Origin of the sequence: Streptomyces sp. NPDC048434, from assembly GCF_043200375.1 — a bacterium.
Taxonomy (GTDB): Bacteria; Actinomycetota; Actinomycetes; order Streptomycetales; family Streptomycetaceae; genus Streptomyces.
In genome coordinates this window covers 15,882-41,885 of sequence record NZ_JBICXQ010000013.1, presented here as the reverse complement: position 1 = coordinate 41,885, position 26,004 = coordinate 15,882, and the positions used below count along the sequence as shown (strand labels likewise).

The following is a 26,004-nucleotide window of genomic DNA, read 5'->3' as shown; positions in this document are numbered from 1 at the left end:
GGCGCGGGGAGCCGGGAGCGGAGGGAGTTATCCACAGGCCTGCCGGAATTCACGTGGACGCGGAACACTGTGCGTATGGCGACGATCACCGCCGGGGACTGCTGGAACTGCTGGAGGGGGATGGGCATGCCGGGCTCCATGGCTGTACTGCGCGACGGCCACCGGGCGGAAGCGGAAGCGCTGTTGACCAGGGCCGTCGAGGAGGAGGTGCGGCGCTCGGACGGCCGGCTCGACGGGGACACGCTGCTCAACCGGGCGCGGGCGGCGCTGGACGAGCTGGCGGGCAGCGCCGCCGAGGAGTACACCGCGTATGTCCGGGTGCTGGACGAGGCAGCCGCCGATCAGCCGTCGCTGTCCCGGCGGCTGTCGCGCAAGGAGCTGGGCACCCCGGCGGTGGCGACGGCCGTGGCGGCGGTGGCGGCGTTCGGTACGGACCTCGCGTACGGCACGGAAACGGGCGCGGCGCTGGGAGTGGGTGCCGCCGTGCTGGTGGCGGGCGCGGCGGCCACGGTCCTGAAGCTGACCGCGGGCCACTGGCCGGCGGCGCACCGGGAGGCCGGGATGCGCGGCCGGCCCGGCGGCGCGCAGCAGCTGCGGCTGCAGTGGCTCACGGCGCTGGAGGTGCGCGGCATCCGGCCGTTCCTGGACCAGCAGCGGATGCTGACGGCGGCGGCCCGCGGCGGCGGCACGACATCCAAGCCCGTCGCCCCGAAGAGCGGCCTCGGACCGCAGTTGCGCGGCGCGGACCGCAGCGCGGCGGCCCGCCAGCGCTCCCTGCTGGAGCACTCGTTCTCCCAACTTCCGCGCCCGGACGGCCCCTTCGCCGGACGACGGGCGGAGCTGACGCAGATCGCGCAGTGGGTGCACGCGGCCCGTGCGAGCACGGAGACCAAACCGACGGTGGTGATACTCCACGGCGAGCCGGGCTCGGGGCGTACGGCGCTGGCGGTGCGGGCCACGCATCAGCTGCGCGATCAGTTCCGTGGCGCGTGTGTGGTGGATCTGCGCAGCGACACCCCCGGGGAGGTGCCGTTGCCGACCCGGGACGCGCTGCTGCATCTGCTCAACCGGCTGGGCGCACCGCGCGAGCAGCTGCTGTTTCGCGAGCGGCCGTCCCAGGAGCAGCACGTCAAGCGGCTCACCGATCTCTACCACCAGCATCTGACGGGCCTTCCGGTGACGGTGCTGCTGGACGACGCCGCGGATCCGGAGCAGGTGCGCACCCTGGTGCCGGAGCGGTCCGACAGCCTGGTGCTGGTGACCTCCCGTGCGCCGCTGGAGCTGCCCGAGGACCTGGCGGCGTGGGTGCACCAGCTCCCGGTGGGGCCGCTGGACGCCGCCGGCACCGAAGAGCTGCTGCGCGCTTCCGCCGCGGCCGTCGACGAGACCCCGGACGAGACGGGCCCCTACGACGCACAGGCCATCGACGAGATCTCCGGGCTGTGCGCGGGCTTGCCCCTGGCGCTGCGGGTGGCGGGCTCCTCGCTCGGCTCGCGCACCGCCACCGCACTGGCCACGGACCTGGCGGCCTACGGCTCGGTGTCACCGGTGGAGCGTGCGCTGTGGCTGCGCTACGCCGACCAGTCGGAGACCGCCCGGCGGCTGCTGCGCCGACTGGCGCTGGTGGGCCGGGCGAGCCTGGGGGCGGCGGCCTCGGCGGCGCTGCTGGGCGTCGAGCAGGCGGAGGCGGAGCGGGAGCTGACGACGCTGACCCGGGCGGGGCTGATCGAGCATGTGCGGGGCCGGCGCTACCGTCTGCACGCCCTGGTGCACCGCTTCGCGCACGACCGGCTGCTGGACGAGGAGGAGCCGGCCGAGCGCGGTGCGGCCCAGGAGCGGCTGATCCGCGGCTATGCGGAGCTGGCCGACTCGGTCATCCGGCTGGTCGACGGCCGTACGTCCACCCGCGCCGACCGCTTCGGGTCGCACGGCTTCACCTCCCTGGACGCGGCCCTGCAGTGGCTGGACGACGAGACCAGCTTCATCACGGCCGCGCTGCGCCACGCCGACCAGGGCGTGGACCAGGCGGCGGTCTCGCATCTGCTGGGCGCGCTGGCCGACTACTGCCTGCTGCGTGGTGACCTCTACCGTCTGGGCGAGCTGAGCGAGCTGACCCGGGCCGTCGGGCAGGGGCTGCTGGTCCGCTCGGTGCAGTGGCGTACGGGTGTGGCGGCGCGGCAGCTCGGCGAGCTGGACAAGGCACGGACCACGCTGTCCTCGGTGGTCGATCTGTACTTCGAGGCGCAGCATCCGGCGGGCGCCGCCCGTGCGCTGCGCGATCTGGGCATCACGCTCCAGCAGCAGGGCAATCTCGTGGAGGCCGCGGCCAAGCTCCGTGAGGCGCTGGAGCTGCAGTCCGGCGCGGACATGCACGGCGACCGGGCCTGGACGCTGCACGCCCTGGCGGCGGTGGAGCGGGACCGCGCGCAGATCGCCGACGCCCTCGCCATGCTGCGGGAGGCACTGGAGCTGCACGAGGAGAGCGAGAGCATCCACGGCCAGGCATGGGCACACTTCCAGCTCGGCCAGGTGCATCTGCGCAGGGGCGATGTACCGGCGGCGGAGAGCGCGCTGCATGCGGCGATGGGGCTCTACGGCCGTACGCACGACGAGCGCGGCGAGGCCTGGGCGATGACGCAGCTGGCGCGCGCCCGGCTGGTGGACGGCGAGCCGGGTCCCGCGGTGGACCGGCTCCGGCAGGCGCTGCCGCTGCACCATCAGCACGAGGACGCGCGCGGTGAGGCCTGGACGATGTACTACCTGGGCCAGGCGCTGGAGGAGCGCGGCGAACACGATGCGGCGCTGCGGCAGCTGGAGCGGTCGCGGACGATGTTCAGCCGGATGCAGGACGGCTACGGTCTGGCCTGCGCCCGGCACCACTCGGGGCGGGTCACCCGCGATCTGCGGGCGGAGCAGACCGGTTCGCTGCGCAACAGCGGCTTCGCCCGGCAGCTGTTGCAGGACGCCCGTAAGGACTTCCAGCGGATAGGGGTGCCGCACGGGGAGGCGTGGTCCTGCCTGGAGCTGCTGATCATCGACGCCGGCAACAGCCGGTCGGCGCAGGCACTGGAGCTGGCCGACGAGGCGGCGCGCCTCTTTGCCGGCTACGGCGACCGGCGCGGCGAGGACTGGGCGCGGTTCCTGCGCTGCACGCTGCTGCCGCTCGCCTCGCCGGGCGGTTCCGTGGTGGGCACGGCCGTCGCCCAGGAGGAGCTGGCGCAGCTGATCCGCAACAAGCATGCGGCCCGCGATTCCAAGCTGGAGGACTGCGCGGAGGCGTTCGCGCTGCTGCTGGACCGCGGGGTGGAGCCGGAGACGGGGTGGCAGGCATGGCGGCTCGGCATGGTGCCCAACCGCCATGCGCGCGAGGTCATGGGGGTGCTGGTCCCCCCGACCGTCACGGAGTGACGCCCCGGTACGGCGGGGCACCCCGGGCACGGCGCCGCACTGCAGGCGGCGCGTGCCGGGCTCACCGCCCCGTCCGTGCTCCGGTGGCGGCGCTCCGGCGGCGGATCGGGCCCGGCTCGCCGGCCGCTCGGGCCGACGAGCCGCCGGGCCGGTCAGCCGGCCGTGTCCATCGGCCGGCCGTCGACCGCCACCCGGTCTTCAGGGACCGGCCGGCCCCCGCCCCCGGCTGGTCCTCAGCTGGTCTTCGGCTTCGGTGCCTGCGCGGCGGCTGCGGTGCCCGCCTCGGCGTCCTCCGGCTGTTCCTCGAAGTCCACCTTCTTCATCTGCTTGTTCATGGACTTCATCAGCAGCCACACGGCGCCGCCGATGACCGCGAAGACGATGAAGCCGAGGACGCCGGGGGTCACTTTGTCCTTGTCGAAGCTGTCGGCAAGGGTGACCAAGTGCGTCAGGGCGAGGGTGCTGGTCGCGCTCATCATGGGCTCAATTGTTGCGGATGCCCGCGAAGAGGTCGCCCTCGGGGAGGGAAGTGTCCACGAGCGACTTCGCGAGCTCGTACTCCTCCGTCGGCCAGACCTCGCGCTGGATGTCCATCGGCACCCGGAACCAACCGCCGTCGGGGTCGATCTGGGTGGCGTGGGCGATCAGTGCCTTGTCACGGATCTCGAAGAAGTCGGCGCACGGGACATACGTGGTCAGCGTGCGCTCGCGCTGCTCGAACTGCTTCCAGCGCTCCAGCCACTCGCCGTAGGGCGAATCCATGCCGCGGGCCAGCAGCGCCTCGTGCAGCGCGATCGTGCGCGGCCTGTTGAAGCCCTGGTTGTAGTAGAGCTTCTGGGGCTGCCAGGGCTCACCGGCCTCCGGGTACTTCTCCGGGTCGCCGGCCGCATCGAAGGCCACCATCGTGATCTTGTGGGTCATGATGTGGTCCGGGTGCGGATAGCCGCCGTTCTCGTCGTAGGTCGTGATGACCTGCGGCTTGAACTTCCGGATCAGCTTGACCAGGGGCTCCGCCGCCTCTTCGACGGACTGCAGCGCGAAGCAGCCGTCGGGCAGCGGCGGCAGCGGGTCGCCCTCGGGCAGCCCGGAGTCGACAAAGCCGAGCCACTCCTGCTTGACGCCCAGGATCTCCCGGGCCTCGTCCATTTCCTGCTTCCGTACCTCGTGGATGTGCTCCTCGATGTACGGGTCTCCCTGGAGTTTGGGGTTGAGGATGGATCCTCGCTCACCGCCTGTGCAGGTGGCGACCAGCACGTCCACCCCCTCGGACACGTACTTGGCCATCGTGGCCGCACCCTTGCTCGACTCGTCGTCGGGGTGGGCGTGGACGGCCATCAATCGCAGCTGCTCAGTCAAGACTCGATCCTCAGTGATGGGCCGGAGAAGATGCCTCCTATAGTGACCGAAGCGAGGGGGCGCTGTATTCCCAGGGGCGGGGACACCCCGGGGGTTCGTGGCCCAGGTCCCCCTACCAGAAGGATGGATCATGACCGCGGTGCGTGAAGGGCTCCCCGACGGACGCTACGGCCGCTCCGCGGATGAGCGTGCGGACCGCAAGCTCAAGATCATTGGCGCGGTGCTCGGTGCCGCCCTGCTGGGTGTGGTCGGCTGGTCCGGCATCTCGTACATCGCGGGGCAGGACCTCAGCGGCCGCGTGATCACCTGGGACGCGGTCTCCGATCACGCCGTCAAGGTCCATCTCGAGGTCGTCAAGGGCACGGACGACAAGGGCGTGTGCACCCTCCGCTCACAGGCCGAGGACGGCTCCGAGGTCGGCCGTAAGGACGTCACCGTCGACCAGCGCTCGGACCAGGTGGACACCGAGGTCACGCTGCGTACGACGAAGCGGGCCACCAATGCCGTACTCGTCGGCTGCACGGCCTCGGGCAACGGCTGACCTGCACCGCAGGCACCGGCAGCGCCCCGGGCCGCCCCGTACGGCCCGCACCCCGCCCCACCGCGCCCGCACCGCCCGCCACCACCGGCCCGCCCACCCGCGGGGCGTGTCGTGACCGCCTCTGATCAGGGATGATGCGTTCCTGGGCGGCCGCTGTGAATTTCCTCTTCCCCGTTTTGTGCCGGAATTGTTAGGCTCGTGGTTTCGCCCACCTGTGAAGGCGCAAACCTTCCTGGTAGGGCGTTTGATTTATCCCCAGTACCGACGAGGAGCACCTGTGACCCAGACCAGCGAAAACGTCACCTGGCTTACCCAGGAGGCGTATGACCAGCTCAAGGCAGAGCTGGAGCACCTGTCTGGTCCCGCACGCGCCGAGATCACCGAGAAGATCGCGGCGGCCCGCGAGGAAGGTGACCTGAAGGAGAACGCCGGGTACCACGCGGCCAAGGAAGAGCAGGGCAAGCAGGAACTGCGGGTCCGCCAGCTCACCCAGCTGCTGCAGACCGCGAAGGTCGGCGAGGCCCCTGCCGCCACCGGCGTCGTCGCTCCCGGCATGGTCGTCACCATCGCGTTCGACGGGGACCCGGACGACACGCTGTCGTTCCTTCTGGCCTCCCGGGAGTACGCGAGCTCGGACATCGAGACCTACTCCCCCCAGTCGCCGCTGGGCACCGGCGTGAACGGCAAGAAGGTCGGCGCCGAGGCGGAGTACGAGCTCCCCAACGGCAAGAAGGCGGCCGTGAAGGTCCTCGACGCGAAGCCGTACACCGGCTGACTCCCCCGAGGCACCCCTCAGACGGTGAAGCGGCCCGGAGCATGACGCTCCGGGCCGCTTCGCGCTGTCTGCGGCGCCCGGCCGACGAGACCTTGGCCGCTCAGACCGTAAGCCGCGCAGGCCGCAATCCACGCAGTCCGCAAACCGCTCAGGCCGTGGCCGACCGGTACTTGCGGACGGCCAGTGTCCGGAACACCGCGATGATCAGGACGGACCAGATCACCGAGGCCAGCACCGGGTGGTCCATCGGCCAGGCCCCGGTCACCGACGTGGGCACCCCTTCGATGGTGTTGCCGAACAGCTGCCGTGCGGCGGCCACCGTCGCGCTGAACGGGTTCCACTCCGCGACATGCTGCAGAAACGCCGGCATCCCGTCGACCGGAACGAACGCATTCGAGATGAAGGTCAGCGGGAAGAGCCAGATCAGCCCGCCCGAGGTGGCCGCCTCGGGCGTCCGCACCGTCAGGCCGATGAGCGCGCCGATCCAGGAGAAGGCGTAGCCGAGCAGGAGCAGCAGCGCGAAGCCGGCCAGCACCTCGGCGAGGTTCTCGTGGGCGCGCCAGCCGATCAGCAGCGCGACGACCGCCAGCACCACCAGCGTCAGCGCGGTCTGCACGAGGTCGGCGAGGGTACGGCCGGTGAGCACCGCACCACGGGACATCGGCAGCGACCGGAACCGGTCGATGAGGCCCTTGTGCATGTCATCGGCGATCCCCGCTCCGGCTCCCGCCGTGGCGAAGGTGACGGTCTGCGCGAAGATCCCGGCCATCAGGAACTCGCGATAGGCCTGGGCGTCACCGACCGGGGCGCCGGGGATGTTGATGGAGCCGCCGAAGACGTACGTGAACAGCACCACGAACATGATCGGCTGGATGAGCCCGAAGATCACCACTTCGGGGATCCGCATCATCCGGATCAGATTGCGTCGGGCGACGACCAGGGAGTCGCGCACGGACCTGCTGAAGCCGCCGCGTGGCTGCGGGGTACGGACCCGGGCGTCGCCGGCCGTTTCGGTCAACGTGGTCACTTCACGCCCTCCTTGTCGCTCGTCGCGCCCGCATCCGCGTCGGCCGCTCCGGCCGCCGGCCCGTCCTCGCCCGGACCGGACGCGCCGGCCCCCTTGGCGCCCTTCTTCTGCCGCCCGACGGCGCTCTTGCCGCCCGCGCCGTTCTCCTCCGCGGCCTCCGCGGTGTGCCCGGTCAGCGAGATGAACACATCGTCGAGGGTCGGGCGCCGCAGCCCGATGTCATCGATCTCCACCCCGCGCGCATCCAGTTCGCGGATGACCTCGGCGAGCAGCTTGGCGCCGCCGGTCACGGGGACCGTGAGTTTGCGGATATGCGGTTCGACCGTGCCCTCGCCCTTGCCGAAGCCGCGCAGGATCTCGTCGGCGATGGTGAGGTGCTCGGGGGCGTGCACCACGACCTCGACGCGCTCACCGCCGGTACGCGCCTTGAGCTGGTCGGAGGTGCCGCGGGCGATGACCTTGCCGTGGTCGACGACGCAGATGTCGTGGGCGAGGCGGTCGGCCTCCTCCAGGTACTGCGTGGTGAGCAGCAAGGTCGTGCCGCCCGCGACCAGTTCCTGGATGACGTCCCACAGCCCTTGGCGGTTACGGGGGTCCAGACCGGTGGTCGGCTCGTCCATGAACATCACGGGCGGGCTGACGACCAGCGCGGCGGCCAGGTCGAGCCGGCGGCGCATACCACCGGAGTAGGTCTTGGCGGTGCGGTCGGCGGCGTCGCCGAGATGGAAGCGTTCCAGCAGCTCGGCGGCTCGCCGCTTGGCGTCACGCCCGCTCATTTGGTAGAGCTGGCCGACCATTATCAGGTTCTCGCGGCCGGTCAAGTACTCGTCCACGGCGGCGAATTGGCCGGACAGGCCTATCGAGCGCCGCACCTGGTCGGGGTGCGCGAGGACATCGATCCCGGCGACCACCGCCTTGCCGCGGTCGGGCTGGAGCAGGGTCGTCAGGACGCGTACTGCGGTGGTCTTGCCGGCACCGTTGGGGCCGAGCATTCCGAGGACGGTTCCTTCGGGAACGTCGAGGTCGACGCCGTCCAGTGCCCTCACGTCGCCGAACGTCTTCACCAGACCTTCGGCGTAAATGGCGCCTGGCATATGGGTACTCCCATGGCTTGGGTCAGTTCCAGATCGAATATTACGGTTGGCGGCCTATGCCTGCTCTGCGGGCATTTGTCCGCAACGGAACGCCATGACTCCCCGGCACCCCGTAACGGCGATGCTACGCCGAAACGCGATACATCGCGATACAAATTTCGATTTTCCGCGCACGAACGACAGGGGAACGGATGTTCGCCAGCGCGTGTGGGGGGCGCCACGCTATACCCGTGGCGCCCCTGTGCCCCATCCCTTTACGGCGATCCCTTTTGCGGTACCCCGTGCTGCATCGTGCGGCCTGCACGTGCGACAGCTGCCGGCCGCCCCTGCCGCACCGTGCTCACTCCGCGACGACGTACCCCGCCGCATGCAGCGCCGCGCGCACCTCGTCGCAGTGCGCCGGCCCCTGCGTCTCCAGATGCAGCTCCACCTCGACCTCGGTCAGCCCGAGCCGGGGGTCGGTCCGCACATGGCCGACGTCGAGCACATTCGCATCGACCTCCGACAGCACCCCGAGCAGCGTCGCCAGCGCCCCCGGCCGGTCCGTCAGCCGCAGCCGCAGCGAGAGATAGCGCCCGCCGGCCGCCATGCCGTGCCGCAGGATGCGCTGCAGCAGCAGCGGGTCGACATTGCCGCCGGACAGCACCGCGACCACCGGCCCCTCGAAGGACTCCGGGTCGGCGAGCAGCGCCGCCACCGGGCTCGCCCCGGCCGGTTCCACCACCAGCTTCGCCCGCTCCAGGCACAGCAGCAGCGCACTGGAGAGCTGGTCCTCGGTGACCGTACGGACCTCGTCCACCAGCCTCTCGACCATCTCGAAGGTCACCTCGCCGGGCCGCCCCACCTTGATGCCGTCCGCCATCGTCGACATCCCCTCGATCGCCACCGGCCGCCCGGCCGCCAGCGACGGCGGATAGCAGGCCGCCCCCGCCGCCTGCACCCCGACGACCTTCACATCCGGACGCAGCGCCTTGACCGCCAGCGCCACCCCCGCGGCGAGCCCGCCGCCGCCGACCCCGACGACGATGGTGCGTACCTCGGGGCACTGTTCGAGGATCTCCAGACCGACGGTGCCCTGGCCCGCGATGATGTCGGGGTGGTCGAAGGGGTGGATGAAGACCGCGCCGGTCTCCCGCGCGTAGTCCTGGGCGGCGGCCAGCGTCTCGTCCACCACCTGGCCGTACAGCCGTACCTCGGCGCCGTATTCGCGGGTGGCGGCGACCTTCGGCAACGGGGCGCCGACCGGCATGAACACCGTCGACCGCACCCCCAGCAACGACGCCGCGAGCGCCACGCCCTGCGCATGGTTGCCGGCACTGGCGGCCACCACACCCGCCGCCCGTTCCTGCGCCGAGAGCCCCGCGATCCGTACGTAGGCGCCACGGATCTTGAAGGAGCCGGTGCGCTGGAGGTTCTCGCACTTGAGGTGCACGGGCGCGCCGACCAGCCCCGACAGATAGCGGCTGCCCTCCATCGCGGTGGCTCGCGAGACGCCGGAAAGCATCTTGTGCGCCTGGTGTATGTCCTCGACCGTCACCGCAGCGATCGGGTCCTCGGCAGGGCGCGTGGATGCGGAGGTCTCGTGCGTCGTACGCGGCGTGTGCTCGGCCATATCGCCAGTCTTGCAGTTCGCCCCTCGCGAGGCCTTTTCTGCCCAAATGGCGATCAGGCGCGCGGCCGGGGCGGCACGGCACGGCCCCGTACGGCCCCCGGGGGTTACGGGGCGTTATCGGAATGGACAGCCCAGGTACGCCCCGCGCCTGGTCCGCGTACGCTGTCCTCCCATCCATACGCACTTCCATCGAAGCGAGCTCCCGGCCATGCCCACCTCTTCGGACATGACGACCCACACCGACTCCGCTCTCCTCGACGCGCTGCAGCACCAAGTGGCCGTCTTCGCCCGCCGCGCAGAACAGAGCCGGCTCGGCGGCGTCGGGCAGGCGCGCAATTCCATGGACCGCGCCGCCTACCTGCTGCTCAACCGCCTCGACCAGGAAGGCCCGATGGGCGTCAAGGCCCTGGCCGCCGGTATGGGCATCGACTCCTCGACGGTCACCCGGCAGGTCGCCCCGCTGGTCGACTCCGGGCTGGTCAGCCGCGCCACCCATCCGGAGGACGGCCGGGCCGTGGTGCTCCAGCTGTCCGAGCGCGGCCGCGCCCGCCTGGAAGAGGTACGCACGTCCCGCCGGGCACTGATGGCCCTGGTGACGGAGCAGTGGAGCGAGGAGGAGCGCACCGCGTTCACCACACTCCTGACGCGCTTCAACGCCTCCCTCTCCGACATCACCGCATCGTTGGCACCGGTGGGTCCGACGTCCTGACGCCCGCGCGCCGCGACACCGGCCGCCGACGGGCACCGGGCCACCGCGAGTCGGCCGGCCGCCGTACCGCCGGGCCTTGAACCGCGGGCCCGCGGACTGCCGCACCTGTCACGCCTCTTGACCGGGTGGCCGCACTGCCGTGCTATAGGAGCCCAGGGGGTCGGGTGTCCGTCATCCGGGAGGCGCGGTGCGAGAGCGGCGACCGGCGCAGGAGCGCCGCCACGCCCGGGAGTTCGAGCTGTTCGTGGCGGGCGCGGCGGGCCGGCTGCTGCATACCGCCACACTGCTGACCGGCGAGCCCGCTTCCCGACCCGCCCCGGCCGCCGAAGAGTTGCTGACCTGCGCACTCTCGCGGACGTACGCCGTCTGGGACCGGCTGCGCGGCGACGATCCGTACGAGCGCACCCGCCGCGAGATGGCCGACCACTTCGCGCACACCGCCTGGCGGCACCGCCGACCGCGCGGCGGGCTCCTGGACCGGCTGTCCCCACAGGAGCGCCTGGTCCTCGTCCTGCGGCTGTACGAGGGCGTACCCGAGGAGCAGACCGCGGCCCAACTCGGCCTGCCCGCCGAGCGGGTGCACGCCCTGTGCCTGCGCGCACTCACTCAGATGCGCAGCCACCGCCCCGGGCCGCAGCCCTCCCCGGCACCGGACACCGCACCGGAAACCGCACCGGAATCCGGGCGGGCACCAAGGCCCTCCACACCACCGGAGACCAGTCCGGCCCAGGCGCCCCCGGGAACACGGGAAACCGGCCCGCCCCAGGACTCAGCTCCGGAACCGGCGGCCCCATGAGCCTCCCCGACCGCAAGGAGACCGAGGTACGGCGGATGCTGGCCGGGCCGCATCCGCTCGTACCGCCCGACCTCGCCGACCGGGCCACCGCCCGCGGCCGCCGCATCCTGGCGCACCGCAGACTGCTGCGACGCCTCGGCTGGCTGTGCGCGCTGCTCGCGCTGGCGGCGCTGACCTGGGCGGCCGTGGACCACGCCTGGCTGCCGCCGCCGGCCCACACCACCCCTCCCGCGGAGGGGTGGTGAACGGCAGGGCCGACGACCCGTCCGTCAGCCCAACGCCTGCGTGAGGTCGGCCAGCAGGTCGTCGACCGACTCGATACCGACCGAGAGGCGCACGAGGTCGTTCGGGACCTCCAGCAGCGACCCGGCCGTCGAGGCGTGCGTCATCAGCCCCGGGTGCTCGATCAGCGACTCGACGCCGCCCAGCGACTCACCGAGGGTGAACAGCTTGGCCCGGTTGCAGACCTCCACCGCCGCCTGCTCACCGCCCGCGACCTGGAACGACACCATGCCGCCGAAGGACCGCATCTGCTTGGCGGCGATCTCGTGGCCCTGGTGGTCGGACAGCCCCGGGTAGTAGACGCGGGTCACCTTCTTGTGCGAGGCCAGCAGGTCAGCGAGGCGTGCCGCGTTGGCGCTGTGCCGGTCCATGCGGACGGCGAGCGTCTTGATGCCGCGCATCACGAGCCAGGCGTCGAAGGGTCCGGCGACCGCGCCCATCGCGTTCTGGTGGTAGGCGAGTTCCTCGCCGAGGGCGTCGTCGTTGACGACGAGCGCGCCGCCGACCACGTCGGAATGTCCGCCCATGTACTTGGTCGTGGAGTAGACCACCACGTCCGCGCCGAGGGCGAGCGGCTGCTGCAGGTAGGGGCTGGCAAAGGTGTTGTCGACGACCAGCTTGACCCCGGCGTCCTGGGCGACCCCGGCCAGCGCCGCGATGTCACTGATGCCGAGCAGCGGGTTGCTGGGCGTCTCCACCCAGATCGCCTTCGTACGGGGCCGCAGCGCGTCGCGTACGGCCTTCGGGTCGGAGGTGTCGGCCACCGACCACTCCACACCCCACCGCTCGACGACCTTCGAGATGAGACGGAAGGTCCCGCCGTAGGCGTCATTGGGGATGACGACATGGTCGCCGGGGCTCAGCAGGGTCCGCAGCAGGCAGTCCTCGGCGGCGAGGCCGGAGGCGAAGGCGAGGCCGCGGCGGCCGCCGTCGAGAGCCGCGAGATTCTCCTCCAGGGCGGTACGGGTCGGATTGGCGCTGCGGCTGTATTCGTAGCCGCCGCGCAGCCCGCCCACCCCGTCCTGCTTGTACGTGGACACCTGGTAGATGGGCGGTACCACCGCGCCGGTGGCCTCGTCGGGCTCCTGACCTGCGTGGATGGCAAGGGTTTCAAAATGCTGGTGGCGTGGTTCGCGCTGATCGCTCATGTCTGCCGAGGGTAGTCGGCCACGCAACCTAACTTTTCGGAACTTTCTGGTTGGCTGGATAGTGGATACATACGAGGGACCGCACACCGGTTCCCACCGCGCCACAAAAACCGCCGACCGCCGCCCCTCCCCCACCGCCCGCCACGCCTTCGATCCGCGCCGCTCCACAGGCAGCCGTTACAGGTACAGGACATCCCACATGGACGCTCTGCTGGTTCTCCTCGCCGCGCTCGCGCTCGGCGGCTTCGTCTTCCTGCCCTGGATGCGGCGCCGGCGGGCCGTGCAGCACACCCGGCAGGGCCTCGTGGTGGCCTCCGACCCGATGGCCGGCTACGGCTTCGTACCGCTGGAGGAGCTCGACGTACGGCTCCCCGGCCCCGACCAGGAACTGGCCGATGCGCTGGCCGAGATGCGCCGCACGCACGACTGGCGCCCGGCCGCCGCGCTGCTGAAGTCCACCGGCGACGACTGGGAGCGCCGCTGGCAGCGGGTGCAGACGCTGGCCGGCGCCGCCGCGTTCGAGCTGGCCGCTGAGGAGGCGACGGAGCAGCAGCGGCGCGGCACGGCGCCGAGGTACGGCGACGGCGGACGGACCGGCGGGATCTGGCTGCGCACCTGGCGCTCCGAGGCCCCCAAGGACCCCGGCGGCGCCCAGACGCACGCCCAGTTCCTGGTCGTCCAGGCGCTGCGCGACCCGGGCTCGCAGGACTTCCGCATGATCCTCGAAGAGGCCCGTACGGTCTGCCGCGAGGCGGCCCTGCTGGCGCCCGGCAGCCCGGTCCCGTACATCACGGAGCTGGCCGTCGCCCGCGGCCTGGGCGACCGCCCCGCCGACTACGAGGAGCTGTGGTCCAAGGTCGCCCAGCGCGCGCAGCAGCACATGGGCGCGCATCTCGCCGCGCTCCCGTACTGGTCGCAGAAGTGGCACGGCTCCCGTGAGGAGGCCGAAGCCTTCGCCGAGCGCGCGGCGGCCGCAGCCCCCGCCAAGACCCTGCTCCCGGCCCTGCCCCTCTTCGCGGTCTACGAGCACCTCCCCGAGGCCAACATGGTCCGCAGCCTCTACCAGAGCGCGGTCGTCGAGCGCGCCATAGAGGGCGCCCACTTCGCGCTCCGCGAGGCCCCCGCCGATCACCCCATGGCGCCGCACGTCCGCCATCTCCTGGTCTGGTTCCTGGTCCGCGCCGAGCGCTACGCCGAGGCCATGGAGCAGCTCCGCCTGGTCGACGGCCACGTGGGCGCCGTCCCGTGGTCGTACGGCCGCAGCCCCGCCGCCGAGTACGCCGCCTACCGCGCCCTGGCCATCGCGGGCTGGGAACAGCTCGGCGGCACGTCAGCGGGCTTCCCGCCGCCGGGCCACTGACGGCCGGAATGCCTCCCCGTCCCCAGGCGTTGCCCAGAGTGCACCCTCAGGTCCCCTCTCCCTCCCCAGGAGCCTGATCCACATGCTGTTCTCCCGCTTCAAGACCCACCTCCCCAGCCCGGAGGAAGCCCTCGAAGGCCGCCCCGACCGGGCCTTCGCCGTCCCCGACCGGCACACCGTCCTCGGCAACCCGCTGCTCGGCCCGTATCCGGACGGCCTGGAGATCGCCGACTTCGGCCTGGGCTGCTTCTGGGGCGCCGAGCGGAAGTTCTGGCAGACCGAGGGCGTCTGGACCACCCTGGTCGGCTACCAGGGCGGCCACACCCAAAACCCCACCTACGAAGAGGTCTGCAGCGGCCACACCGGCCACACCGAGGCCGTCCGCGTCGTCTACGACCCCGCCGTCGTCCCGTACACGGCCCTGCTGAAGCTCTTCTGGGAGTCCCACGACCCGACCCAGGGCTTCCGCCAGGGCAACGACGTCGGCACCCAGTACCGCTCCGCGATCTACACCCACTCCCCCACCCAGCAACAGGCCGCCGAAGCCTCCCGCGACGCCTACCGCACCACCCTCCACAACTCCGGCTACACCGACATCACCACCGAAATCCTCCCCGCCGACACCTCCCGGCCGTTCTATCCGGCGGAGGGGTACCACCAGCAGTACCTCGACAAGAACCCGACGGGGTACTGCGGGATCGGGGGGACGGGGGTCAAGCTAAGTACCCCGTCTGAGACGAACTGGGGGCAGTCCTGCCCGACGGGGATTGCACCGGCCCCGGACGCGCCGAATGAGTAGACAGCGGCACAGCTTCGTATGAGCTGTGTCATCCCGACAGTGGCTCATATGAAGGCGGGGGAAGGCACACCGCCTGATCCGAGGCCATCGACTCTCAGTCACCCTGAGACCCCTTTGAGCCAATACGCCCTCCCGAAGCATGCCTCGGCCCACAGCACGCCACGAATCAAGGCATGGCATCTTCGGGGGCAAGGCGCAGCAATCTTGGTGGCTTGGGACAGTGGTGGGGAGTCCTGGCCGGCGCCCTACTGATCGCCGCTTGGATCAACAAGGCAGTCGGACCAGCAGTGGTGATCGCACTCTCAGCCGTCGTCCTACTCTGGTGCGCCTTCCAGGCACCGGTCACATGTGGCGCACCGGTACGGGGGCGCGAAGACGGCTGCCGCAACAACGCATCAGGACTCCTTCTCGGTTGCCACATCCGGCAACACCGCTGGCAGAAACTCAGGATGCTGATCGTCCGCCGGCAAGTCCGGGCCTTCTGCTCAGGACTGTTCTCAGACGGCAAAGCCACCATCGTCACCCTCGCAGGAATCGGCAGCTTCATCTCCGGGCTGGTCGCCCTCGTTCCCGGCGCAATCATCCACTGACCAACGTGGAAGGGCACACTCCGCAGGCATCGTGGTCAGCAAATGGAGCGCCGTGACCACTGGATGACTCGTCTCCCCCTGGCCACGGAGCCGGACCACCTCTAGCTACCCGGTCACTCGGGATCGTCCCCTTCCGCCTCGGCCAATGCCTGTACCAAAGGCTCGGCAGAGACGTGAAGGCGAAAGCCTGACGCCTTCACGTAACTGTAGTTGGGATCGTAAACAGCCTGTAGCAGCGGAGCGACGTGATCAGGCAGCAACCCCGCAGCCTGTAGCTCGGTAGTGAACCGGCTGATGGGACGTGCCAGGCCGTTCAGTTTGGCCTCCGGGGAGTAGTGACACAGTTCCCTGATCGTCTCCTGGCTCACGAAGCCTTCGTTGTCGGCAGCCCACCTGATGACGGCGGCACGGTCCTCGTAGCCACCCGTAACAAGCTTCTCGAGCAGTGCTTCTACAGCCGACGGATTCCACTCGCCCTGCAGAGTCTCGGCGACCTCTTCCGTCACTTCCTCCCGAGAGCGATCCACACGGTCAATATCGTCCAATCCCGTCTCAGCTGCATCGATGCCAAAGACAGAAGCACCGAGAGCCGTGAATTGGCGCGGCGTAAGCATGTACAGTCGGGTGCCAGCCTCGCGGGACAGTTCGTCGATCAACTCTTGCCTTGGTCCGCTAGCTTGTCGGTTGTCCCTACGCCACCAGTCCTCCTTCACGTCGCCGGTGACGAGCAAGACATCGCACTTCCGGAGGCGCGCCTCATCGAGGATTTGGCTCCACACCAAGAAATCCCCGGCGGCGTTGTCCCCCTTGCCAGCATCCATATAGCCCGGCGGAATCTTTTGTGCGACGCGGCGCTGCCCTTCAAGGACGACCTCTTTGTACCGTTCTGGCGACAGAGGGGCCCCAACGCGAGCCGTTAGGGCCTTCTCCAGAGCCGCGACAACCGGATCTGCTGCAGTGTCACGGTCGGCAGGTCCTGCATGCTTCACGACAAGATCGTCTACTGCCTTGGTGGCCGCCTCGAACCCGCTGTTGAGATCCTCAAAGATCCTTTCCAGCTCATCTTCCGGAAGGGCGAATCGGCCAGCCCAGTTACGGAGAACCCCGGTCGCCCTGCCCTTGATGTCCTGCAGCTCTTTGATTGCACTCGCAGCAGAAGCTTTGGGGGCACTGACTGTTTCCAGGCGGTGGCGCCAGAACTCAACAAGCACCTGGTTAGGGATCCAAAGCTGGTTGCCGAGTTTCGCCATGACCGACAACAGAAGTTGACGACCCTGCTCCGTGTATCGGTAGAGGTCGAGCAGGACATTAGCGTCGGCTACAACCAACCCCGCGTTCATCACCCGTGCCAGGTCACCCTCCGATGGCGAGCGATAGCTCTCGAATCCATCAAAGATGCCCAGTTTCGGCTGAATCTGGCGCTGTTGGGGGATGGAGTCGTCTACAGCGGTGGGCTCAGTCACACCCTGATCCTGCATCAGAGCACGGCGGTTCGCCGCTCCCTTACTGATATTGCTTGCGAGAGCAGGCACTCAGGCGGCGCCGACAGCCGAACCGCACAAGGGGTCACATGGCAGCACGGGCTCGCCGGGACGGGGGTCAAGCTAAGTGCCCCTTCGGAGACGAACTGGGGACGGTCATGCCCGACGGGGATCGCGCCGACGCCGACGGACGACTGACCCCGTAGGGAGCCTCGTCACCCCAGGTAGGGGCGCTCCCGGTGCTCCAGGAAGTGCCCGATACGGAGCTGTTGCGTGTGGTGCATCGGGAGATCGCTGATCTCGTCGGGGTGAATGAACCGCAGCTCCGTGGACTCGTCCGAGATGGCAAGCTGCCCCCCGACGACACGGGCGGTGAAGCACACGTTGAACTGCCGCCGCACCTCCCCGTCCGTATAGGCGATCACGTGTAGGGGGTCGGTGTACGTCCCCACCAACCCCGTGATCTCCACATCAAGCCCGGTCTCCTCCTTGACCTCCCGGACCGCGGTGCCGGGAAGGGAGTCGATCATCTCCATGCCGCCACCGGGCAGGGCCCAAAGGTCGTTGTCCCGGCGCCGCTGGAGCAGGATGCGGCCCTCGTCGTCAGTCACCACAGCTGAAGCGGCAACGACGAGACTGTTGGGCTCAGGGGCGTCGGGATCGTCGTAATACTCGGTACGCGACAGGGTTCACTCCTCGGGTACAGGCTTCGCCGTCGTCCACACCGCGTCGAAGCTCTGGGCGTATGTGTCGAAGATTCCACCATCCCCGTTGCGACGAAGGTGCCATACCGGTGCCCCATAGGCGTTCACGCCCCAGACATGGGCATTGGCCAAGAGCTGATCGTCCGCCCGGTAGATGGAGTTGTACAGCGTGGTTCCGTGGGTCCGGATCTCGATTCCGGGTACCCCGAGCAGCGGCCGGTAGTGCATGAGGGCTAGCCGGCATCGCGATTCGATGCCGTGGCCGAACCGTTCCTCCTCGCCGCGCTGCCGCACGTTTTCGCTCTCCGCGTCGCCCAACGCGATGCGTACGGGGCACCCTTCGGCGGCGCGCTCACGAAGCAGATCGTTGAGGCGGGGAAACCCCTCGTGCAGGAAGACCGCCGCGTAGACGAGTACGTCGATGTTCTCGCGGGCCTCCGCCAGCATGTCCGTGAACGTGGACACCGGAACGTCCGCCCGCTGGTCGTACAACGCGACCAGCTCGGAGCTGACAGCGCGGGCAGAGCGTGCTTGCCTGAGCGCCGGCCAAAGTGCATGCACGTCTTCTCCTAACATCTCAGCCGCCAGCAGGGCCGTCGCACGTCGCGGGGTCCGGCCCAAGTTGACCCATCGCTCGACGGACTTGGGGTCCACCTGAGCCCTGGCTGCGAGGGTGGCATGGGTCCACCCTCGGGCTGCCATGGCGGCTCGAAGCCTCTCGTTCGGCATCCGCAGTCTCTCCCTGAAAGTCGGGACGTTGCTAGGGACGTTCTACCTCCTCTGGGACGTCCCAAAATGGGTTTTGGGCGAGGTTTCTACGTCCTGGGCGTCGCCGTGATCCTCCTTGTATGAGCGACAAGAAAGCCCCTGCGGTGGGCACTTTGACGCTGGACACCAGGAGCGGCCGGGTCGGCCGGGTCATGGACTTCAAGTGGTCGCACGTACAACTGCGTCCGCCCCACGGCGGGATCGAATGGGACACGCGACCGGAGGACCTGCGACCGCTCGGTTCCTGTGACGATCTGAGTTCACGGGTGGCAGAACTCAACGCTCACAGCAGGAGTGGGCTGTGACCAGGTCGATCTTTCGCTATCTCAGATGGACGATGGGACCGGAGATCGCTCCGGAGGCCCCCGAGATGGTGCACGAGTTGGAGTGCATGTCCTGCGACGCCGCAGCAGACCCCTCGGAAGAATTCGAGACCGCACGCGACTGGGCCTTCTCTCACACCGGCCAACACCCCTCGCACCGCGGGTACCGCGAGACCGTCACGCGGTTCTGGCGCATGACGCCAACGGACGGTGAGTGCCTGTGAGACAGCGATTATTCAGCGTTCTGATCGTGGCCTTCTGGGCGGCGATAGTCGTGCCGCTTGTCGTCATCAGCACCCCTGACAACGACTGACCCAAGACATGTGAGACCGGACCACCCCTCGCCTGGACAGCATCCGGGATGGTCCGGTCCGGAGCCCTCGCGGACCCCAGTGCCGATGGTACTGGGGCCGCTGTCATGCCCGTTGACCGGCGGGTGGACATCCCCAGGCAATCAACTACTGCTCCTGGGAGTGACGTTCTGTGCAGCACGATCCGATGGACCCGAACTTCGACGACGAGGCTCCGGAACCGGACGGCTGGATGTGGGTACGCGACGTGGACTACGTGGCCGGCTGGCGGAGCGCGGTGGACGCTGCGATGGAGCTGAAGGGCGCGATGGATGAGGCAGGCATCGACACGACCGAGGTCAGGTCGACGGCATCGACAACAACAGATGGCTCGGGAGTACTCCGGCTGTCGCTTCCCGTAGAGGCTGCACTAGCTCTGGCCAACGCAGCGCGAGAAGAAGCGCTCAGGTGGCGAAGGGCCGGCGCTTAGGGTGCTCGATGCTGCCGATGCGGCTGTGCGCCGCCTCCACGATCGCTGCTTTGTAAGCCTAGTGGCGGGGAGTTAGGACAGCCGCTGCTGGCCCGGCAGCAACCCGTTCTGGCCCGCAGGCCGATAAGCGGCCCCTTGAGCACCCTAGTTGACCTTGGTTGACCGAGTGATCTGGCACGGTTCTGGCACGTGAGCGATCCCCTGAGGATCAAGGTGCTCGACACGCGCACGGCTCCGGAGGGCGCTTCGTCGGCCGCCATGAGACCAGGTCGAGGGCTTAGTGGCCGCTCCTAGGCCCCACCCAGTCCAGAGGTGGTCCACGGCGCAAGTCCGCCTCGTACGAGACATCAGAATGCGCAACCAGAGATGATCTGCCAGCTGTATCGGACTGGAACACGAAGATCGGCCCTAGCCTGACGCAAGGCGTTGTGCTGCACATGCGCTCGGCCTAGAAGCAGTTCCGCTGGGGTAGCCGATAGCTACTTGGGATGACTGAGTGGCGCATCTGGTCTCGCTGCTGTGCGCGGATCAGGTTGTGCGTGGAGTGTGGAGGTACGAAGCGTGTCATCAAACGTGAGCCCGACAAGGCCTACGCTTCGGACTATGTCTGACAGGGTGCCGATCGTTCCCGTAATAGCACTCCTTGGAGTCTTAGCTACCGCTGGCTGCTCAACATCACGACCTGACGATGGCCCAGCGCACCCTCCGGCAAAGTACACCCCTGGTCCGGCGACGAAGGCCTATGAGCAAGGCTGGGACTTCGGGCAAGATGCCATGGACAAGGGATATGCCCATCCCGTCTTGGCCGGCCAGGAGCGCGCCGCGGGGGGTGAGTGCGGCAAGGTTAGGAACCGCTATTCCTTAACCGAGCACAGGCTCCCGCCGGGGGATAGCACGGGAGACAACGGAGCGTGGAGGAGAGGTTGCCGAGACGCTGTGCTCGGGCTGCCCATGCGACCAGAACGCGCACCAACGCCTTCGCCTTCGCCTTCGCTCGTTCCGTACAACGGTTCTGACGTGCTGAATGGAATGCCAATCCGATGCGAGACCCAATACGCAGAAAACGACTACGGCGTGCAGGTAAATAATCCAATTCGGGCAGTATGTACTATCCCGACAACCAACACAGATAGCGAGCCCCACGGCTACAAGCTGACGCACCAACTGGGCAATCAGGGGGTGTGCACCGTCATCATGAAGCGCATTGACCCTGGAGAAGAAGAGTTCAAGGAGTGTACCGCCCCGGTCACACACGCGGTACAGGACAATCCGTTTGAAGTAGATGTCGAGCTACTTCCGGTGGGATAAGGGTGCGGTCGAGCTGGCAGCACAGCGCTTCGACTCCATCCCGCCTCACCGTGGGGTCATGACCTACCTTGGGCCCGGGTCGTCGACCTGGGCCTTCTTCGTGGGGCGGGCGACGAGACCAACTCGCGCCCTCAGCTTGGGAAGCTGCGGTCATCTGGGACTGATTGGGGGACTCACCTGGGTGGACGGCTTGCTCGGGCTTCTTGGAGGCTCGGCTGCATTCCTCGTGGTTCCCTGCTGTTCCCCGTCCGACCTGGTGCGGTTGTGGTGCGGCGGAGGGGCCTTCGAGGCGCCAACTCCCTCTGGGCGGGGCCGGAAGATCATGCGAGAGTGTGCTCATGACGGCACCAGAAGCCACGGTCCCGGTGGTCGACGAGGTCGAGGAGCTGGCGGTGGAGGGGCTGCGCTGGCTGACCGGGGCGGCGCGAGAAACCTCCGGAGGAGGCCTCGCCTGGACGACCAGGCCCTCGGACGACGAGCTGAACCCGATGCTCTACAGCGGTACGGCCGGTGTCGTCCCTGTGCTCCTGGAGGCGTGGCGGCATTTCGGCGACGACTCTTACGCCGATTCCGCCCTGCGCGCGGCCGGCAGTCTCGCGGACTCCGTCGACGGCATCGACGACGACTCCCTCTACTTCGGCCGCACCGGAATGGCGCTCGTCCTGCGGGCCCTTCACGAAGAACTCGGCGACACGGCTGCCGGCGCCGCCGCTGACCGTGCGCTGGAACTCATACGGTCACGCTTCGACGGGACGCGTTGGGGCGAGCTGTTCGAGCTGATGGGCGGCAACGCGGGGATCGGCCTCGGCGCGCTCCTGGCCGGCGACGCCGAACTGGCCGTCCTCGCCATGGAGCCGTATTTGCGGACGGCGGAGCAGACCTCGGCGGGCGTCCACTGGGCCCACCGCACGGGTACCGACTCCCGTCTGCACCACATCTCGCACGGCACGCTCGGCATCGTCCTGTCGCTCGCCCAAGTCGGCGGGGCAACCGGCCGTACGGACCTGGTCGAACTGGCGCTGGCCGGTGCGGCGGACGTCGTGGCGCGCGATGAAGCGGGGCCGGAAGGCTTCCTGGTGCCGCACTCCACCCCGCAGTACCGCCCCGATGTCATCGAGCCCATCAGCTACGGCTGGTGTCACGGCCCGGCCGGCGACGCCCAAGTCTTCCGGCTGCTGCGGGACATCACGACCGACCCCGTCTGGGCCGGCCTCACCGACCGCTGCTGGGACACGGTCACCCGCTCCGGCCTGCCCCAACGACCCCGCCCCGGCTTCTGGGACAACAACGGCCGCTGCTGCGGCACCGCGGGCGTCCTCGCCCTGGCCTGCGACCGGATCGCCGAACAGCACGACCCGTACGACTTCGCACACGTCCTCGTCAGGGACCTCGTTGCCCGCGCAATCCGGGACAGCGACGGCGCCCGCTGGTCCAACTTCGAGTACCGGGACACTCCGAGCGACCTCGAACCGTGCACCGGCTGGGCGATGGGCAACGCGGGCATCGTCCGCGAACTCTTGCGCTTCGTACGGCTGAGCCGCAGGGGCGACCCCCGGTACGCGTTCGCGTGGCCGGACCAGCCTCCGGTGCCCGCCCGGGTCACGATCCGCTCCTCCGGCACCGACGCCGTGTCGTGATGGACTGGGGTGTGCGCGCCTGTCAGCAAACCGTGCCGATGTCTCACGGGCTACGTGCAGGGCTGTTCGCCTACGCGACCGCCTGATCTTGCGCTCCCGTTCGGAGACCACCGCTTTAGGAGTTCGATCCGGCGCGCCCAGCGATGGTTCGACATCAGGGCCGAGCTGCCGCCAGCGACCACTGAGAGCCGTCGAAATCTGCTGTTGTTGATGTCAGCCGTGGATGTCGCGAAGCGCCGTTCAACTCACCCTCAGCCCAGACGCGTACATCGCGTCTGGGCTTTGTCGGCACTACGCAGATCGCACGCTCTACCGCATCGCTGTGATCACTGCGGCAATCCCGACAAGAAGGGTTCCCACGCCGGTCATGAGCGACGCCAATCTAGCCACGGTGAGCCGAGTCGCTCCTTTAAGCTCACGCTCGGCAGGGGGTGGCGGATGGTTCCATGAACCTCTCCTTGACGCGTCTCTGAAAGATGCGTTCGAAGCCCCGTCCGGCTCTGGCGAGACACTGCGGACGGGGCTCTTTACGGCCGATCAATCGGCAGCGATGGCGGAGGTCTGGTAGTAAAGGCATGGATCAGGTGGGCCGCACTGCAAGATCTCTTCCACTGCGGGCCAGGCATCGAGAGGTACGTCGTAGCTGTAGGTCATCCAAGGATCGTCAGCATCAGGGGTGATCACTTCACGAAGCTTGATGATTTGCTCCCGGCTGATGGTGTGCTGCGTACGCAAGAACTCGTCCTGCTTGCTGAAACCGTCCAAGGACCAAATGACGTGCGGTTCTTCCCTGATCACGGACTCAGCGTATGTGGCTGGCGCGTGGGAGCGGGAGGGGGCATTCACAGGTGTCCTCCCTCGGTTGGGGCCGCGACGGTGGGTCAGTGAGCGGAGCGCCCATGATGGGCTGAGCCACATCGCGGCAGCAGATAGCTGTTTTCGACAGTTGGCCGGACCGTGGGCTCAGACGGCGCGGAGTGCGCGGGGGCTGTCGGCGGCTGCAATGCCGGCGGGGCTCGTGGAAGCCCCCGTATTCAGGCGCGCAACGGGTCAATCAGAGACGATCGACAACACGTCGGAGAGCCCGGAGAATCCGAGTGCGCCGGCGAAGATGGCACCTGTCAAGATCACGGCGCAGGCCAGTGCTATGACCACCGTCAGCCATGTGCGTGCGACCGCCGCATGGTAGTCAGCGTCGTCATCCCCATCCTGCTGCACAAGACCCCCTGGCCGACTGGTCGACTGGTCGACTGCTCGACTGGTTGCCCGAGTCGCCGTCGTTGCCTGCGCTCCGGGTGCGGGCATGGTGCGTGCAGTGTGGCAGCAGATCGTCTTGGTAGGGCCAGGTCTGAGCGGTGCGGGGGACCCCGCTGTGGTCTTCTTTCCTGGGCCTTCCGCCTCGTACAGCCCAGGGAACGCCCGGGGTTGGGCCGTGCGAGGCACAGAGGGCGGCGGCGCGCCATGTCATGTGTTCGGGCTGAGTGGCCGGGGGGCTGATCGGGACCGGGTGCTGCCGTTAGCGGGTTTCCCCGGTTCCGGGTCGGGATCCGTAGGCCGTCAGGAAGCGGTTGCGGAAAGCATCCATCCGCCAGACGGGGGCGTGGTGGCCGGGGTTGAGGCCGGGGGTCCAGTGCCAGTCGGAGATGCGTTTCAGGACGTCGGGGTCATGGGCGACGATCGCGACCGGGACGTCCCTGCTGGCGTGGTCGCCGGAGACCTTGGCGACGGGCTGGTGGTCGCCGAGGAAGACGAGCACGGTGTTCTTGTTGCCGTACTTCTCGACGTACGAGATGAGGCTGTTGAGGGAGTACTGGATGGACTTGCCGTACTCGGTGCGCACCTTGTCGGTCTGCTGCCATACGTCGACGGGGTCCTTGCCGGCCTTCTCGATGCTGTTGTAGACGGAGCCGTCGCCGACCTTGTCCCAGCCGAGGGTCTTGGGGAGGGGCGCCCAGGGGTTGTGGCTGGAGGTCAGGATGATCTCGGACATCAGGGGCTTGTCGTGCGGCTTGCCGTGCTCCAGGCGCTGGAAGGCGGCGAGGCTGTACTGGTCGGGCATGGTCGACCAGCTGAACTTGGGGCCCTTGTAGCCGAGTTCCCGGGAGTCGTAGACGTGGTCGAGGCCGTAGAACTTGGCCTCCGGCCAGCCCTTGGTAATGCCGGGCATGATGCCGACGGTCCGCCAGGCGCCGGTGCGCCGGAAGGCGCTGGTGAGGGTCAGGTGGTCGCCCGCGGTGACGGTGCGGTAGCGCTGCTGGTTGTCGATCCACAGGCCGGACAGGAAGGTGGAGTGGCCCAGCCAGCTGCTGCCGCCGTACGTCGCCGAGGTGAGCCAGCCGCTGCGGGCGGAGTAGCCGGCCGCCCGCAGGCGTTCGGTCCCCTTCGCGAGGGTGGCGTCGACGCCCGGTGCCATCAGCGGGTCCTGGACCGCGCTGCGGCCGTAGCTCTCGATGAAGGTGAAGATGACGTCCTTGCCGCGCAGTCCGGTCAGCAGCCGGCTTCCCGGGGTGTGGTGGTAGGGGTCGCTCGCGGCTTCCTTGGCGAACTTCCGCTCGTCCTTCAGGGTCGCGCTCACGCCGTCCACGCGGGACTGGACGAGGTCGGAGGTACTGCGGGAGGCGACCGGCGCCCCGGCGATCTGCAGGCCGAGGGCCGAGGAGAGGACCCAGGCGGTGCCGAGTACGAGGGTGGTGCCGGCCGCCCTGGCGGCGTGCCGGGCCATGAGGTTGCTGAGCCGGAGGACCGCCAGGGCGGGGAGGACGAGCAGGGCGAGGGCGAGGAGGGCGGCCGCGATCTCGACTCCGATCGTGCCCGCCCGGCCTATGGAGTCCTGGAGGAAGGAGGCGCCGTCGCCGAGCAGGACCCAGTCGAACACCACGTTGAATCCGCGGCCGAGCACCTCGCCGAAGCCGATGTCGAGGAGGTCCAGGGCGGTCAGCAGGCCGAGGGCCACTCCGGCGAGCACCGCGGCCACCCGCCGGGCCGGGTGCGGCAGGAGGAGCAGCAGGGCGGCGCCGGTTATCCCCTCCACCGGGATACGGGCGAATTCGGCGGGTGTGAGGCGGGCGGCGTCGTTCGGCAGCAGGAGGGTGACCAGCACCAGCGCGCCGGCCAGGGCGGTGGTGGTCCACGCCGCCGCCCGCGCGGCGGCCGGATGGCGGTCCCGCCAGCCGGCCGGGGCGGCATCGAGGTCGGTGACCTCGCTCGGGGCGCCTTCCTGTTCCCCCGTCCCTGCCGCGGTATCCGGCGCATCCGCCGGGGGGCCGTCGTCCGGCGGCAGGGGCCCGGTGGTGGTTGCCTGCCTCTGCTGTGGCAGCTGGTGAGAGCGCGTGAAGTGCGACAACCCGAAGGTCCTTCCGTGCGAGGCCCGGTGGTGGAGCGGCGGACCGGACTCGGGTGGTCGGCGCCGTCGCTATCTGTACGGTCGGCCGGTGGCCCGCGTTCAATCGGCCGGCCGCCTGCGCGGGAAGGATGATGCCAGGGCCGGGCCGTCCCCCGATCGGCCC

26 protein-coding genes are annotated in these 26,004 nt (G+C 69.0%); 14 read left to right on the top strand and 12 right to left on the bottom strand.

Annotated elements, in window-relative coordinates:
- Positions 1-126: 126 nt before the first annotated feature.
- On the top strand, positions 127-3,408 hold the full coding sequence (locus ACGFWI_RS17110) for a tetratricopeptide repeat protein (RefSeq protein WP_393906912.1): 3,282 nt from the start codon (positions 127-129) through the stop codon (positions 3,406-3,408).
- Between the two features lie 233 nt (positions 3,409-3,641).
- Here ACGFWI_RS17110 and ACGFWI_RS17105 read toward each other — a convergent pair whose 3' ends face one another.
- Both ACGFWI_RS17105 and mca read right to left on the bottom strand, forming a co-directional pair.
- On the bottom strand, positions 3,642-3,887 hold the full coding sequence (locus tag ACGFWI_RS17105; RefSeq protein WP_393906758.1) for a hypothetical protein: 246 nt from the start codon (positions 3,885-3,887) through the stop codon (positions 3,642-3,644).
- Positions 3,888-3,891: 4 nt separating this feature from the next.
- Positions 3,892-4,764: a mycothiol conjugate amidase Mca gene (gene mca, locus ACGFWI_RS17100; RefSeq protein ID WP_393906757.1), complete on the bottom strand. Its 873-nt coding sequence runs from the start codon at positions 4,762-4,764 to the stop codon at positions 3,892-3,894.
- Between the two features lie 130 nt (positions 4,765-4,894).
- On the opposite strand from mca, the gene ACGFWI_RS17095 reads away from it, so the two are divergent.
- Positions 4,895-5,305, top strand: coding sequence for a DUF4307 domain-containing protein (locus ACGFWI_RS17095; RefSeq protein WP_393906756.1), 411 nt, complete (start codon positions 4,895-4,897; stop codon positions 5,303-5,305).
- A gap of 277 nt (positions 5,306-5,582) precedes the next feature.
- A complete protein-coding gene (greA, locus tag ACGFWI_RS17090) occupies positions 5,583-6,080 on the top strand; it encodes a transcription elongation factor GreA (protein ID WP_393906755.1) in 498 nt (165 codons plus the stop codon).
- A 148-nt stretch (positions 6,081-6,228) separates the two neighbouring features.
- Here greA and ACGFWI_RS17085 read toward each other — a convergent pair whose 3' ends face one another.
- From ACGFWI_RS17085 to ilvA, 3 genes are all read right to left on the bottom strand, one after another.
- Positions 6,229-7,107 (bottom strand): ABC transporter permease, encoded by an 879-nt coding sequence (locus ACGFWI_RS17085; RefSeq protein ID WP_393906754.1) that lies wholly within the window; start codon positions 7,105-7,107, stop codon positions 6,229-6,231.
- Complete coding sequence (locus ACGFWI_RS17080; RefSeq protein WP_393906753.1) at positions 7,104-8,201, bottom strand: ATP-binding cassette domain-containing protein; 1,098 nt, start codon at positions 8,199-8,201, stop codon at positions 7,104-7,106. The genes ACGFWI_RS17085 and ACGFWI_RS17080 overlap by 4 nt, the downstream gene beginning before the upstream one ends.
- 340 nt (positions 8,202-8,541) lie before the next feature.
- Positions 8,542-9,813 carry a threonine ammonia-lyase gene (ilvA, locus tag ACGFWI_RS17075; protein ID WP_393906752.1) on the bottom strand — a complete coding sequence of 424 codons (1,272 nt, stop codon included), beginning with the start codon at positions 9,811-9,813 and terminating at the stop codon, positions 8,542-8,544.
- Positions 9,814-10,021: 208 nt separating this feature from the next.
- Between ilvA and ACGFWI_RS17070 the strand changes: the two genes are divergently transcribed.
- From ACGFWI_RS17070 to ACGFWI_RS17060, 3 genes are all read left to right on the top strand, one after another.
- On the top strand, positions 10,022-10,522 hold the full coding sequence (locus ACGFWI_RS17070; protein ID WP_393906751.1) for a MarR family winged helix-turn-helix transcriptional regulator: 501 nt from the start codon (positions 10,022-10,024) through the stop codon (positions 10,520-10,522).
- Between the two features lie 187 nt (positions 10,523-10,709).
- Positions 10,710-11,318 carry a sigma factor-like helix-turn-helix DNA-binding protein gene (locus ACGFWI_RS17065; protein WP_393906750.1) on the top strand — a complete coding sequence of 203 codons (609 nt, stop codon included), beginning with the start codon at positions 10,710-10,712 and terminating at the stop codon, positions 11,316-11,318.
- On the top strand, positions 11,315-11,563 hold the full coding sequence (locus ACGFWI_RS17060; protein ID WP_393906749.1) for a hypothetical protein: 249 nt from the start codon (positions 11,315-11,317) through the stop codon (positions 11,561-11,563). Before ACGFWI_RS17065 ends, ACGFWI_RS17060 begins: the two co-directional genes overlap by 4 nt.
- Before the next feature lie 24 nt (positions 11,564-11,587).
- Here ACGFWI_RS17060 and ACGFWI_RS17055 read toward each other — a convergent pair whose 3' ends face one another.
- Entirely contained in the window at positions 11,588-12,748 is a 1,161-nt protein-coding gene (locus tag ACGFWI_RS17055; protein WP_393906748.1) for a cystathionine gamma-synthase, read from the bottom strand.
- Between the two features lie 199 nt (positions 12,749-12,947).
- Here ACGFWI_RS17055 and ACGFWI_RS17050 point away from each other — a divergent pair, with 199 nt between their 5' ends.
- The 3 genes from ACGFWI_RS17050 to ACGFWI_RS17040 all read left to right on the top strand — a co-directional run bounded on the left by ACGFWI_RS17050 (position 12,948) and on the right by ACGFWI_RS17040 (position 15,497).
- Positions 12,948-14,108, top strand: coding sequence for a hypothetical protein (locus ACGFWI_RS17050; protein WP_393906747.1), 1,161 nt, complete (start codon positions 12,948-12,950; stop codon positions 14,106-14,108).
- An 82-nt stretch (positions 14,109-14,190) separates the two neighbouring features.
- Positions 14,191-14,907, top strand: coding sequence for a peptide-methionine (S)-S-oxide reductase MsrA (msrA, locus tag ACGFWI_RS17045; protein WP_393906746.1), 717 nt, complete (start codon positions 14,191-14,193; stop codon positions 14,905-14,907).
- A gap of 449 nt (positions 14,908-15,356) precedes the next feature.
- Positions 15,357-15,497: a hypothetical protein gene (locus ACGFWI_RS17040; protein WP_393906745.1), complete on the top strand. Its 141-nt coding sequence runs from the start codon at positions 15,357-15,359 to the stop codon at positions 15,495-15,497.
- Positions 15,498-15,610: 113 nt separating this feature from the next.
- Here ACGFWI_RS17040 and ACGFWI_RS17035 read toward each other — a convergent pair whose 3' ends face one another.
- The 3 genes from ACGFWI_RS17035 to ACGFWI_RS17025 form a co-directional block, all read right to left on the bottom strand.
- A complete protein-coding gene (locus tag ACGFWI_RS17035) occupies positions 15,611-16,960 on the bottom strand; it encodes a PIN-like domain-containing protein (RefSeq protein WP_393906744.1) in 1,350 nt (449 codons plus the stop codon).
- Between the two features lie 233 nt (positions 16,961-17,193).
- Positions 17,194-17,664, bottom strand: coding sequence for an NUDIX domain-containing protein (locus ACGFWI_RS17030; RefSeq protein ID WP_393906911.1), 471 nt, complete (start codon positions 17,662-17,664; stop codon positions 17,194-17,196).
- 3 nt (positions 17,665-17,667) lie between these two features.
- A complete protein-coding gene (locus ACGFWI_RS17025; RefSeq protein WP_393906743.1) occupies positions 17,668-18,411 on the bottom strand; it encodes an XRE family transcriptional regulator in 744 nt (247 codons plus the stop codon).
- A gap of 119 nt (positions 18,412-18,530) precedes the next feature.
- Here ACGFWI_RS17025 and ACGFWI_RS17020 point away from each other — a divergent pair, with 119 nt between their 5' ends.
- The 5 genes from ACGFWI_RS17020 to ACGFWI_RS17000 all read left to right on the top strand — a co-directional run bounded on the left by ACGFWI_RS17020 (position 18,531) and on the right by ACGFWI_RS17000 (position 22,498).
- A complete protein-coding gene (locus ACGFWI_RS17020) occupies positions 18,531-18,755 on the top strand; it encodes a hypothetical protein (RefSeq protein ID WP_393906742.1) in 225 nt (74 codons plus the stop codon).
- Positions 18,752-18,997, top strand: a complete 246-nt coding sequence (locus ACGFWI_RS17015) for a hypothetical protein (RefSeq protein WP_393906741.1) — start codon at positions 18,752-18,754, stop codon at positions 18,995-18,997. Before ACGFWI_RS17020 ends, ACGFWI_RS17015 begins: the two co-directional genes overlap by 4 nt.
- Before the next feature lie 274 nt (positions 18,998-19,271).
- Positions 19,272-19,553, top strand: coding sequence for a hypothetical protein (locus tag ACGFWI_RS17010; protein WP_393906740.1), 282 nt, complete (start codon positions 19,272-19,274; stop codon positions 19,551-19,553).
- 1,017 nt (positions 19,554-20,570) lie between these two features.
- On the top strand, positions 20,571-20,861 hold the full coding sequence (locus ACGFWI_RS17005) for a hypothetical protein (protein WP_393906739.1): 291 nt from the start codon (positions 20,571-20,573) through the stop codon (positions 20,859-20,861).
- A gap of 338 nt (positions 20,862-21,199) precedes the next feature.
- Positions 21,200-22,498, top strand: coding sequence for a lanthionine synthetase LanC family protein (locus ACGFWI_RS17000; RefSeq protein ID WP_393906738.1), 1,299 nt, complete (start codon positions 21,200-21,202; stop codon positions 22,496-22,498).
- A gap of 537 nt (positions 22,499-23,035) precedes the next feature.
- On the opposite strand, the gene ACGFWI_RS16995 is transcribed toward ACGFWI_RS17000, so the two are convergent.
- From ACGFWI_RS16995 to ACGFWI_RS16985, 3 genes are all read right to left on the bottom strand, one after another.
- Entirely contained in the window at positions 23,036-23,296 is a 261-nt protein-coding gene (locus ACGFWI_RS16995; protein ID WP_393906737.1) for a hypothetical protein, read from the bottom strand.
- 252 nt (positions 23,297-23,548) lie between these two features.
- Entirely contained in the window at positions 23,549-23,716 is a 168-nt protein-coding gene (locus ACGFWI_RS16990) for a hypothetical protein (protein ID WP_393906736.1), read from the bottom strand.
- A 298-nt stretch (positions 23,717-24,014) separates the two neighbouring features.
- Entirely contained in the window at positions 24,015-25,841 is a 1,827-nt protein-coding gene (locus ACGFWI_RS16985) for a sulfatase (RefSeq protein ID WP_393906735.1), read from the bottom strand.
- Positions 25,842-26,004: the final 163 nt, after the last annotated feature.

Excerpts from the sequence above, each read along its gene's own strand:
- ACGFWI_RS17070 (WP_393906751.1), top strand. The coding sequence starts at position 10,022 with ATGCCCACCTCTTCGGACATGACGACCCACACCGACTCCGCTCTCCTC.
- ACGFWI_RS17110 (WP_393906912.1), top strand. The coding sequence starts at position 127 with ATGCCGGGCTCCATGGCTGTACTGCGCGACGGCCACCGGGCGGAAGCG.
- ACGFWI_RS17055 (WP_393906748.1), bottom strand. The coding sequence starts at position 12,748 with ATGAGCGATCAGCGCGAACCACGCCACCAGCATTTTGAAACCCTTGCC.
- ACGFWI_RS17020 (WP_393906742.1), top strand. The coding sequence starts at position 18,531 with ATGAGCGACAAGAAAGCCCCTGCGGTGGGCACTTTGACGCTGGACACC.
- msrA (WP_393906746.1), top strand. The coding sequence starts at position 14,191 with ATGCTGTTCTCCCGCTTCAAGACCCACCTCCCCAGCCCGGAGGAAGCC.
- ACGFWI_RS17040 (WP_393906745.1), top strand. The coding sequence starts at position 15,357 with ATGCTGATCGTCCGCCGGCAAGTCCGGGCCTTCTGCTCAGGACTGTTC.
- ACGFWI_RS17000 (WP_393906738.1), top strand. The coding sequence starts at position 21,200 with ATGACGGCACCAGAAGCCACGGTCCCGGTGGTCGACGAGGTCGAGGAG.
- ilvA (WP_393906752.1), bottom strand. The coding sequence starts at position 9,813 with ATGGCCGAGCACACGCCGCGTACGACGCACGAGACCTCCGCATCCACG.
- ACGFWI_RS17050 (WP_393906747.1), top strand. The coding sequence starts at position 12,948 with ATGGACGCTCTGCTGGTTCTCCTCGCCGCGCTCGCGCTCGGCGGCTTC.
- ACGFWI_RS17080 (WP_393906753.1), bottom strand. The coding sequence starts at position 8,201 with ATGCCAGGCGCCATTTACGCCGAAGGTCTGGTGAAGACGTTCGGCGAC.
- ACGFWI_RS17010 (WP_393906740.1), top strand. The coding sequence starts at position 19,272 with ATGGACCCGAACTTCGACGACGAGGCTCCGGAACCGGACGGCTGGATG.
- ACGFWI_RS17095 (WP_393906756.1), top strand. The coding sequence starts at position 4,895 with ATGACCGCGGTGCGTGAAGGGCTCCCCGACGGACGCTACGGCCGCTCC.
- ACGFWI_RS17105 (WP_393906758.1), bottom strand. The coding sequence starts at position 3,887 with ATGATGAGCGCGACCAGCACCCTCGCCCTGACGCACTTGGTCACCCTT.
- ACGFWI_RS17025 (WP_393906743.1), bottom strand. The coding sequence starts at position 18,411 with ATGCCGAACGAGAGGCTTCGAGCCGCCATGGCAGCCCGAGGGTGGACC.
- ACGFWI_RS17060 (WP_393906749.1), top strand. The coding sequence starts at position 11,315 with ATGAGCCTCCCCGACCGCAAGGAGACCGAGGTACGGCGGATGCTGGCC.